The 8,570-nt window shown below is 45.0% G+C and carries 8 protein-coding genes and 1 pseudogene; 5 read left to right on the forward strand and 4 right to left on the reverse strand.

Annotated elements, in window-relative coordinates; all coding sequences use genetic code 11:
* Positions 1-180: 180 nt before the first annotated feature.
* Both tnpB and ACI4WN_RS04015 read right to left on the reverse strand, forming a co-directional pair.
* Positions 181-393, reverse strand: coding sequence for an IS66 family insertion sequence element accessory protein TnpB (gene tnpB / locus ACI4WN_RS04010; protein WP_439777074.1), 213 nt, complete (start codon positions 391-393; stop codon positions 181-183).
* A 57-nt stretch (positions 394-450) separates the two neighbouring features.
* On the reverse strand, positions 451-633 hold the full coding sequence (locus ACI4WN_RS04015) for a hypothetical protein (protein ID WP_439777067.1): 183 nt from the start codon (positions 631-633) through the stop codon (positions 451-453).
* Positions 634-873: 240 nt separating this feature from the next.
* Here ACI4WN_RS04015 and ACI4WN_RS04020 point away from each other — a divergent pair, with 240 nt between their 5' ends.
* Complete coding sequence (locus tag ACI4WN_RS04020; protein ID WP_439777068.1) at positions 874-1,992, forward strand: hypothetical protein; 1,119 nt, start codon at positions 874-876, stop codon at positions 1,990-1,992.
* 300 nt (positions 1,993-2,292) lie between these two features.
* Positions 2,293-3,021, forward strand: a complete 729-nt coding sequence (locus ACI4WN_RS04025) for a restriction endonuclease (RefSeq protein ID WP_439777069.1) — start codon at positions 2,293-2,295, stop codon at positions 3,019-3,021.
* A 77-nt stretch (positions 3,022-3,098) separates the two neighbouring features.
* On the opposite strand, the gene ACI4WN_RS04030 is transcribed toward ACI4WN_RS04025, so the two are convergent.
* Positions 3,099-3,986, reverse strand: coding sequence for a LysR family transcriptional regulator (locus ACI4WN_RS04030; RefSeq protein WP_439777070.1), 888 nt, complete (start codon positions 3,984-3,986; stop codon positions 3,099-3,101).
* A 118-nt stretch (positions 3,987-4,104) separates the two neighbouring features.
* Here ACI4WN_RS04030 and ACI4WN_RS04035 point away from each other — a divergent pair, with 118 nt between their 5' ends.
* From ACI4WN_RS04035 to ACI4WN_RS04045, 3 genes are all read left to right on the forward strand, one after another.
* The gene (locus ACI4WN_RS04035; protein WP_439777071.1) at positions 4,105-5,922 is read left to right on the forward strand and encodes an FAD-dependent oxidoreductase; all 1,818 of its coding nucleotides are present in this window, start codon (positions 4,105-4,107) and stop codon (positions 5,920-5,922) included.
* Between the two features lie 344 nt (positions 5,923-6,266).
* A complete protein-coding gene (locus ACI4WN_RS04040; RefSeq protein WP_439777072.1) occupies positions 6,267-7,094 on the forward strand; it encodes a sunset domain-containing protein in 828 nt (275 codons plus the stop codon).
* Positions 7,094-7,969, forward strand: a complete 876-nt coding sequence (locus ACI4WN_RS04045; protein ID WP_439777073.1) for a DNA/RNA non-specific endonuclease — start codon at positions 7,094-7,096, stop codon at positions 7,967-7,969. The genes ACI4WN_RS04040 and ACI4WN_RS04045 overlap by 1 nt, the downstream gene beginning before the upstream one ends.
* A 164-nt stretch (positions 7,970-8,133) precedes the next feature.
* On the opposite strand, the pseudogene ACI4WN_RS04050 reads toward ACI4WN_RS04045, so the two are convergent.
* A pseudogene (locus tag ACI4WN_RS04050) lies at positions 8,134-8,570 on the reverse strand (beta 1-4 rhamnosyltransferase Cps2T); the annotation flags it as partial.

Below are 8,570 nucleotides of genomic sequence, written 5' to 3' on the forward strand. Positions count from 1 at the left end.
ACCGAGAGCAGGAGGAATTACTAAAAGCTATTGATAAAAGTACCCGAACCAAAGCTGAGATCCTCGCGTTTCTAGAAAGTCATGCATAAAAAGAAATACGGTTGGCAGAAAATCTGCCAACCGTGTGGTTTGAGTTGTAAAATCCTGGGAAATTAGCAGTAAAGCCCCGCATCAAGCGCATTACTTGCTCATCGGACAACTCTCGAACTTCGTCTTCATGTTTGGCCAGGCTAGCTTCCCATTCTCAAAGTGCTTATAGAGCAGCCAGAATCCCTGGCCATCCCAATAAAGTGCTTTGAAGCGATCTCTTCGGCTGCCACAGAAGAGAAAGACACTTCCAGAGAAGGGATCGAGATGGAGGCTCTTCTTAACTATGTAAGCAAGCGAATCAATTCCCGGCGCATGTCGGTCTTACCGCAAACAATGAACACTCGACCTAATTCAGCCAGATTAATCATGGTTCAAGAACCTGTCTACGACTTCAATCATAAGTTCATTAGTGGCATCACTGTAAAATGACAGCTCAACCCCTTTGGACTTCAGATTAAGGACAAGTCTGTTCCTTGTGAGCCTGTTCTTAGGCTTAACTCTGCCCTTCGGAAGCTCAAGCGGTACGATTGGATGTTCAGTCATAATATCGTGTTCCTCCGTATTCAATTGTTAAGAACAGTATATGACTATTGACCGGCGAGTAATAGATACCGCGCTATTGGGCGCTTACAAAACAGGTACGGGGATTTACAGTCTAAACTGTTTAGTTGTTGAGACTTCATCTTCCTTCTGCAGATGAGAGATCAAAGTGTTAGCCTTTCAAGGCAAGGCAGTATTATAATGTCTAGTAGGAATTTGTGTTTTTCGATAAAGGAGTTTGGCATGAGTAGAGAAATGGATTGGGAAACCTTTTTAAGCTTTTACAAGAATACCGTCTTAAATTATTCTTTGGCGATGAAGAAAGCAATAATCCATCGCTTGCAACAAAAGAACTTAATTACTTTTGATCCACAGACTACTCTGGGAAATCAGTCTGACTCCCCATTATTCATGCCTAACAAGGATGATATTGACTCAACGATCGTTGAAACCACTACCGATAAAAAATGCTCTCAATTTTATGAAGAATGGGAACTTATCAAACTCTATAAATACTCAGTACCATTTTTCTTTGATACTGATGAGCCAGTTGAAAAAATGTTAGCAAAGGCCGAGGTTTCAGAATTGGGTAGCCAGCTTTTACGCATTCTTCCAGCTGAATTGAAGGACGCTCAACCGACCTACAAGAAAGTAGCTGATCAAACTGTCTTAGTAAAGTTTGTCTTGCAGAAATCTTATACGGACAGAAGCACTAATGAGCTTGTCGATTATCGTTATCCAGTTGTTATCTATTTCGATTTGGAAAATAAGTGTCTCGAGATTAGATACGATGCTATCAAGAATCGTAGCTATTACCCTAATACGGGTGATGCTTATAGTGACATAGTCAGCTATTGCATCAAGTGGTTGAAGAATGTTTTGCAAATTAAGCTATTTAAGTGCGATTATTCGCAGGCTGTTGATAAGCTCAAGGAGGCAACTAACGATCCGGTCAAAATTTATCGGCAGATGATGTTGCTGAATTCAGGTGGCTCTGCAGATTTAACGGCCGCGATGGATGAGGATTCTGTTTTGCCATTTATCGGTGAATTGCGGGAACTGATCTCTGAAAATGAAGAAGTCTTTAGCAAATCGCCTGAAATCACGGAATTGCTCATCAGATACTTAGATGATAAAGAAGCTACCGCCAATTACCCATATGTTTATGTACAATGGGAGAATCCAGTTGTTTCGCAAAGCTATCTGGTTAAGATAACTTTTGGCTTTTCTAATCGGGAATATACAGTACTGCAGCACTTGACGGGAACTTGTAAAGATTTAGAAATGGGGCGAATGAACAATGCAATCAAATATCTTTGCACAAGTGGTACCTTTACTAAAGGAGAAGAACTTAGATGCTAACATAGATGACTTTGTAGACTTCATGAGCCACTACCATGCAGGCGATTGGGTTTACCCAAGTGTTATTCATCGAAAGCTGCAGCTTGATATCAAAACTGTTTATGAGTTATTGGAGTTTCTAACGACTCAAAACTACTTGACTTCATATTTGCAGATATACTGTCCAAATTGCAAGAAGTATACGGGCTTTTGCTATAAAACAATTGGCGAAATACCAAGTGAGCTTAGCTGTGCAAATTGTGATTATGAAATTACTGACCCAATCAATCATGCTGTAGTAGTCTATCGGGTGAGCAAGGCATGAAGGATGATGCTAAGAGCAAAGAACTGAGCCAACTAGTTGATGATCTGACTAATCTAGGGTTGCCATTTTCAGATCTATTTCAGATGTTTGTAGATAAAAACGCGCAAACGTTAAGCCTGTCGGATGAGGCGTTTGTTCGTTTTGCTTCTTTGTATGATCAGTTGGATCGTGGAGATTGCGACTTTGGCAAAAAAGGTAAATTGCTTGAAGAATTGATCGCGATACTCTTCGAAGACGGTTATCCTGAAATGTTTGATGTCAGACGAAATCAGCGAACTAGCAGCAATGAGATTGATTTACTGCTTAATTGGTCAACAAGTTCTGCTATGCTTGGGATGCAACTTTTTGATGAAAAGATGGGTTCTTCTTTTCTCATTGAATGTAAAAACTATGAGGAGAAGGTTGGAGTAACGTATTTAGGGAAGTTTTTCTCATTGATGTGTTATACCGATACCAAATTAGGCATTTTTGTTGCTTGGAATGGCATTACAGGCTCTGATAATTCTTGGAATGACGCTATTGGTTTGGTTAAAAAATTAGCGTTAGGCGAAAAAAAGTATATCTTAGTTCTTAGTAAACCTGATCTGGCAAGAATACGCCGAAAAGAAACCAACATTTTTACTCTACTAGAAAATAAATATCAAGCTTTAAAGAATGATATTTCGTACAATAGCTTCATTCAAAAACATGAAATTGAACTTGACCATTCATGGCCAAAAGAGTAACTTGATAAAATTCCAGCCCTTTATACTGAGGTGCTGGAATTTTTATACTCTCTAACAAACTAACAGATATTTGTATCTCACCCTGGCAATCCCGTTTTCTCCAGCCAGCTGACGAACTGTCTGGCGGCTTGCGGGCTGCCTTGCTTCAAGATGGCGACACCATAGTCGGGCACGATCTGGGTGGAAAGGGGCAGCTTCTTAAGGTCGAGGTCATTAGGGTCGGACACAAAGTTGGCCCAGATTCCCCAGCCAAGCCGGGCCTTAACCATGGCCCGCGCGGTCGCGATATTGTTGACATAGGCAAGGTCCAGAGAATGGTTGTTTCTGCAGATCTCCTTTTGCAGTTGGTCTTGCGTGGGCGGGCACCAGCGGTGGTCTAGGAAGATCAGCCTGTTCTTGCTCAGCTCTTCCAAAGAAATTGGCGGAGGACCAAGCTTGACTTCGCTAGGCACGATCAAGCAATAGTAGCCAATAAGCAGGCTGTGATAAGCCAAGTTGTCCATTCCCGCAATGATGTCTGGCATGGTGAAGATCACGTCGCAATTTCCATGGGTCAAGTGGTCCTTCAGTTCCTGGTGGGCATAATTCTCCAGGAAAACGTTGATCTGGGGATGCTCTTGGCAAAAAGCCCTAACTAGTTCTGGCACTACAGTATGTTCATACGGCGTCCCGCTGTAGCCAATCGTCAGGTTCATCTTCTGCGCGTTTTGCACTTGCTGGACATGCTGCACGGCCTTGTTGTACTCGTTCAGCCAGGGCTTGACCCGGTCGTAAAATTCCTGTCCCGCTGGCGTCAGACTGACAGCTTTGCGGCTGCGGTAAAACAATGTAACGCCCAGCTGCTTTTCAATCGAGGCAATCGCTTGAGAAACTGAAGACTGAGAGATGTTTAAGTTGACTGCCGTTTTGGAAAAGTTGAGCGTTTCTGCCAAATTGACGAAAGTTGTTAAGTGCTCCAGATACATTTTTTCTCCTCACTAATAAGTCATTCCGATTATCAATCACAATTATGATTATACCTTCAATAACCAAACTTGGTATACTAATCTTGAAAACGGTAACAGAGTTTTGAGGAGAAAAAGCATGACTTCATTAAAGGATGGAAAATATGCCGTAACCGCTCATGAACTGGAGGGGGCAACCATGCCACTGACAGTTGAAATTGCAGAAGGCAAGATTGCCAAGGTAAAGCCGGAAAGAGACTACAAGAGTGCTCTTGAAGAGGCAGTTTTTGCCAAAGGGGCCGCGCAAATCGTGGACAAGCAGAGCTTGGAAATTGATGCCATCACTGGTGCAACTATTTCAACTAACGGCTTGATTGAGGCTGTTTCAGAAGCCATTAAGGAAGCTGGTGGTGACCCAGCCGACTACGCTCAAGCTGAATTTACTCCAGCTGCTGAAATCAGCACGGAAGAAGCCACGGTCAGCCAAGCTGATGACTACGCTGACTGGCGCAAGGCACCGAGTCAGATTGACAAGGAAATTTCAGTTGAATACCTGATTGTCGGTGCAGGGATCGCTGGCTTGGCTAGTGCTGTTCAAGCCAGAGAAGAAGGGCTGGAAACCCTGGTTATTGAGAAGAATGGTTTCGTAGCTGGCAATGGTGGCGGCGTCGAAGGAATTTTTGGCATCAACACTAAGATGCAACAGGAAGCTGGTATCCATGCCGAAAAAGAAGACATCATCGCTAAGGAAATGGAACTCGGTCAATACCGAGCAAACGGTGCCTTCTGGGTTGACCTGGTCAACAACTCTGCAGATAACATCGAATGGCTCTTGAAGCAAGGCGTTCAACTAACTCACGTTGATGACTATCACGGCACCTGCATGTTCCCGACTTTCCACTGGTGGAAGGGGGGCTTTGCTTCTGAGGGCTACGTGCCATATATGAAGAAGCGCTGTGATGAATTGGGCGTCAGCTTTATGACCTCAACCAGTGCCATCAGCATCATCCAAGAAGCTGGTGTAGTCAAAGGTGTCTATGCCAAGTCACCAGACGGGATCGTCAAGATCAACGCTAAGGCTACTTTGCTCTGCACTGGCGGGGTGGGCCACTCAGCTGAACTGATCGAAAAGCAAGGCTGGTCAACCAAGAACCTGCACTACTGCTCAATGCCTTCCAACACTGGTGACGGCTACAAGATGGCCATGGCTGCCGGAGCTAAGGATATGCTGGTTGAATCACCTGAATTCATGATGAACTACATTATGGCTTTGCCGCATGAAGGCGTGCACCTGTATATCGATCCGATCAACGGCTTTATGAGCTTGCCATCTGGTGGTCCAACGGTTTTTGTCGACCAAGATGGCCGCCGCTTCGTCAACGAAAATGCCAAGAAGTACAACCTGCTCTACCAGAGAATGGCCATGCAGTCAGTCAAGAATGCCTACGAAGTCTTCAACCAGGATATCTATGACCGGATTACCGCTGGCATCCCTGACGCGGACAAGATCCTGGCCCAAGCTGTTGAAACTAACGAAGGTGACTCCTTGTACAAGGAAGACAACCTGGAAGACCTGGCTAAGCACTTTAACTTGCCAAAGGATGTCTTGACCAAGACTTTGAAGGACTACAACAAGTTTGCCCGCCAAGGCAAGGATGAAGAATTTGCCAAAGATCAAGACAGCTTGATTCCAATGGAGGAGGGGCCGTACTACATCGCCAGACTTGACCCATCCAACTTGATCGGTGTTGGCGGGATTGGCTCTAACCGGAAGTTTGAAGCAATCGATGCAGACTTTAACACGATTCCAGGTCTGTACGTAGCTGGCATGGACTCAACCATGCAGTACCGCAATGTCTACACCATCACTCTTGGTGGTTCAGCTTGTGCTCACAACGTCAACTCTGGCCGGCACGCGGCCATGAATGCTAAGGAATACATCGCTAGCCTTAGATAAAATACATACTGTTATTTAATTACCGCCCCCTTGAAGTGTGCTCTCTTTGCTTCAAGGGGGTATTTGGTGTGTGCTATAATGTAAGGACTAAAAGAATAAACCGGAGTTCACATCTGATGTGCAAAAAATGGTACCAGCTGATTACTTGTACCGAACCGGTAAGAGCGCTTAATAGGCGCTCTTTTTTTATGCCCTTTTTCTGAACCAACTACTCGTTATTTCTATAAGAAATCTCTTTCCCTTTACACGCGTGCTATAATGTAAAGTCTGAGTGTCTAAGTGGGAGCTTCGGCACTTAGCTATTTAATCGTGTGTTTTTTGAAGAGGAAGAGATGAGGATATTTATGGCCGTATTATGGCCCATATTGCTAGTAGCATCTGCTGCTATGGCGACGATCAGCTATCATAAGAAAAAATCTGGTAAGGCTGATAAAGATTACTATTCAGTTAGAGGGTGGGGCAGCTTTGCCTTTTTGTCCCTGCTAGGCGTTATGATGAGCTATCTGCCGTTAGGAATTTCAAGTGTCGGGGGATGTCTCTTTATTGCCGCTTTTGTTCTGATGTATTTTGCCTACAGTAAAAAAGAACACAAGTTAAAGGTACAAAAGGCAACCGCCTGGCTCTTGCTGGCCCTTTCTTTTGTGACTGTCGGTATTGGCAGTGTAGCCGCGGAAGAATACAGTCCGCGGACCAAAGTCGTGGTTAAGTATACTGGCGCTAAGGAATACCAACAGGTAAAAGAAAAGAACGCTGCGCTGATTTCTGCCAAAAAGGCCGCCTTGCTGGCCTACGCACCTCTGGCTAAGAAAGTTAAGAAGCTGGAAGCCCAGGAAAAGGCAGAAAAAGAAGCAGCCGCAAAGGCTAAGCGGGAGCAGGAAAAGCAGGCAGCTGAAGCTAAAAAGGAGGCTGAAGCTGCCCGTAAAGCCGCGGAAAAGCAAGCCGCTGCCGCATCAAGTGCCAGAGATTCAAACACTGATGACTCAACTGATACTTCAAGTGACCAGCGCGGTGATATGAACACAGCTGACTCTCAGAAAATCGTTGGTAATGTCAACTCAAAAATTTATCATGTCCCTGGCCAGGCCGGCTACCGAATGAATTCGTCAAACGCTGTCTACTTCAACAGTGAAGAAGAAGCGCAGAGAGCAGGTTACCGGAGGGCTAAGAGATAATGAAAAAGAAAAGAATGATTTTTGCTGCTGGCGCGGTTGTTCTGCTTTTTGCCGTGACATCTACCAAGCCGGTTGATTCCCAGAATTATCCAAAGATTACCGTTAAGACCAAGCGGGTCAATAAGTATAAGGATAAAATCGAAGACTACGAGTCCGATAATCTTACTTTAAAAGCTGAGACTGATCTTATTAAGGATAAGACTGAGAAAGCTAAAGAAAAGCTGGCCAAAAAGCCGGGTAGTAAGACTAACCAGACTACGTCTACGAAAAAAACTGCTTCTGCTAAGCCAAAGCAAACTGATCTGGCCTCCCTGACTTATAGCGGGCAACTGTCTACTGAAGTAAATAACAACCAACCAGACTTCAGCCAAAGTGATCTGTCAACCAGCCGCGGTGCTTGGCAGACCTACGGCAATCTGGACAGCTTGAACCGGGCGACTACGGCCAATGCAATGCTGAATCAGTCTTTGATGCCGACTGCTAAAAGAGAACCTTTGCACTGGGATCCAACTGGCTGGCACAACAAGCGGATTTCCAGCGGCTGGCTCTATAACCGGAGTCACTTGATCGGCTACCAGCTGACTGGACAGAATAACAACCCGAAGAACCTAATCACTGGTACGGAAGAAATGAACGTATCAGGGATGCTGCCATACGAAAATGAAGTAGCTGACTATTTGAAGGAATCTTCAAATAACTACGTCCGCTACCGGGTTAAGCCAATCTTCAAAGGCGATGAGCTTCTGGCCCGTGGTGTTCAAATGGAGGCCAAGTCTGTTGGTAGCAACGCGGTTTCCTTTAACGTCTATGTCTTTAACGTCCAGCCCGGCGTTGTTTTGAACTACAGCGATGGTACCAGCCGGGTACAGAATTAAATAGCATAGAAAAAAGTTCTCTGTAACTGTTAGACTTCACTTCTAACAGAGCGGAGAACTTTTATCTTTTATGGGCTTTAATTCTTTCCGAAAGATTAAACGATATGCCTTACACTAAATAGCATCAGTAAGCCCCGCACCCAATCACGGATGCGGGGCTTCGTCTATTTCAGCCACAATTCCTCGTATTCCCCGGCAATCGCGGGCCAGCTGTAGGCCTGGGCGACCCGCCTTTGAGCTGCTTTGCCAAAGTCTTCAACCGCCTGCTGGCTGAAGGATTCAACCTTTTCGATTAACCGCCGCAAACTCCCTGGCTCCTTGGTCCAGTAAAGACCAGCCTGCCTGGCGACTTCTTGATTGAAGCCGACGTCATAAAGCAGGTTCAGCTTGGTGCTGCTGAGACTCTCTAAGAGAGAGGGATTGGTTCCGCCGACTGAGTGTCCATGCAGATAAGCGTAGGCATTCTCCCGGATTTTTTTGAGCAAGTCTTGGTTATAAACCGTACCCACGAATTTGATCCGGGGATCTGCCTTAAAGTGTAATTTTTCCTCCAATTTTGCCAAAAAGCGGTCGTTAGCCGTGGTGATAATGGCCAAATCCT

Source organism: Lactobacillus sp. (assembly GCF_051893255.1).
In the GTDB taxonomy this organism is placed as follows: domain Bacteria; phylum Bacillota; class Bacilli; order Lactobacillales; family Lactobacillaceae; genus Lactobacillus.

Coding starts and splice junctions, on each gene's coding strand:
- ACI4WN_RS04040 (WP_439777072.1), top strand. CDS start 6,267: ATGGCCGTATTATGGCCCATATTGCTAGTAGCATCTGCTGCTATGGCG.
- ACI4WN_RS04030 (WP_439777070.1), bottom strand. CDS start 3,986: ATGTATCTGGAGCACTTAACAACTTTCGTCAATTTGGCAGAAACGCTC.
- ACI4WN_RS04025 (WP_439777069.1), top strand. CDS start 2,293: ATGAAGGATGATGCTAAGAGCAAAGAACTGAGCCAACTAGTTGATGAT.
- ACI4WN_RS04015 (WP_439777067.1), bottom strand. CDS start 633: ATGACTGAACATCCAATCGTACCGCTTGAGCTTCCGAAGGGCAGAGTT.
- ACI4WN_RS04045 (WP_439777073.1), top strand. CDS start 7,094: ATGAAAAAGAAAAGAATGATTTTTGCTGCTGGCGCGGTTGTTCTGCTT.
- ACI4WN_RS04035 (WP_439777071.1), top strand. CDS start 4,105: ATGACTTCATTAAAGGATGGAAAATATGCCGTAACCGCTCATGAACTG.
- ACI4WN_RS04020 (WP_439777068.1), top strand. CDS start 874: ATGAGTAGAGAAATGGATTGGGAAACCTTTTTAAGCTTTTACAAGAAT.